Source organism: Sphingobium sp. WCS2017Hpa-17 (assembly GCF_031843765.1).
GTDB lineage: Bacteria > Pseudomonadota > Alphaproteobacteria > Sphingomonadales > Sphingomonadaceae > Sphingobium.
Genome location: NZ_JAVTIV010000059.1, coordinates 1 through 1,371, shown reverse-complemented (window position 1 = coordinate 1,371; position 1,371 = coordinate 1). Strand labels below are relative to the sequence as shown.

1 protein-coding gene is annotated in these 1,371 nt (G+C 61.4%); it reads left to right on the top strand.

Annotation, left to right across the window (positions count from 1 at the left end):
• The first annotated feature begins 101 nt into the window (after positions 1–101).
• Positions 102–1,304 carry an IS256 family transposase gene (locus RQH62_RS24875; protein ID WP_311271330.1) on the top strand — a complete coding sequence of 401 codons (1,203 nt, stop codon included), beginning with the start codon at positions 102–104 and terminating at the stop codon, positions 1,302–1,304.
• The last annotated feature ends 67 nt before the right edge of the window (positions 1,305–1,371 follow it).

Below are 1,371 nucleotides of genomic sequence, written 5' to 3'. Positions count from 1 at the left end.
GATCGTGTCCCACGAGGTGGTGTAGCTGGGGTCTGAGGTGGTCACCGTGATTTTCGGATAGGTTTGGGTTGCGAAGCTCGAACCTGACGGAAGGAACCACGATGACCGACCCTATGATGCACTTGCGTTCGCTGGTGGAAAAGACCCCGGACGCTGATATTTTGCGCGACATGATCGCGTTTGCGGCCGAGCGGTTGATGGAGATGGAAGTCGGCAACTTGACCGGCGCTGGCTACGGCGAGAAGTCGTCTACCCGGCTTGTCCAGCGCAATGGCCATCGTGAGCGCGACTGGCAAACTCGCGCCGGAACAGTAGAGTTGCGCATCCCCAAGCTACGCAAGGGCAGTTACTTCCCCGGCTTTCTGGAGCCACGCCGAATGGCCGAGCGGGCGCTGACCGCAGTGATCCAGGAAGCCTACATTCAGGGGATATCGACCCGCTCGGTCGACGATCTGGTCAAGGCACTGGGTATGGATGGCATCTCCAAAAGCCAGGTCAGCCGACTGTGCGAAGAACTCGACGAGCGCGTTCACGCCTTCCTGGATCGCCCGATCGAGGGCGACTGGCCGTATCTCTGGATCGATGCGACCTATGTGAAGGTTCGCCAGAACGGGCGGATCGTCTCGGTTTCAGTGATCGTCGCGGTGGGTGTGAACAGCGACGGTCGCCGTGAAGTTCTCGGCATGGACATCGGCCCTTCGGAAGCAGAACCCTTCTGGACAGCCTTCCTGCGCAAGCTGACGCGCCGGGGTCTGCGCGGCGTGAAGCTGGTCATCTCCGACGCACACGAAGGCATCAAGGCGGCCGTCTCCAAGCTGCTGTGTGCCACCTGGCAGCGCTGCCGCGTCCACTTCATGCGCAATGCCTTGGCCCATGCTGGCAAGAGTGGCAGGCGGGTCGTCTCCGCGTTTATCGCCACCGCCTTCGCCCAGGAAACGCCCGAAGCTGCAAGCCAGCAATGGCGTTCCGTGGCCGATCAGGTGCGACCCAAACTGCCCAAACTGGCAACCTTGATGGACGATGCCGAACCCGATGTGCTGGCCTACATGACCTTTCCCCGGGAGCATCGCGCCAAGCTGCACAGCACGAATCCCATCGAGCGGCTCAATGGCGAGATCAAGCGCAGGACCGAGGTGGTCGGCATCTTCCCGAACGAAGCCGCGATCACCCGCCTCGTTGGCGCCATCCTCATGGAACAGTCCGACGAATGGGCCGTCCAGCGCGCACGCTACATGACACTTGAAACAATGGCACCGCTCAGCGACAATCCCATCATCATGCTGTCGGCAGTGCCGGGCACATGATCGGCTCAGACTGACGCCGGAAATAGCGTGGATCGACCCCAGCTACACCACCTCGTGGGACACGATC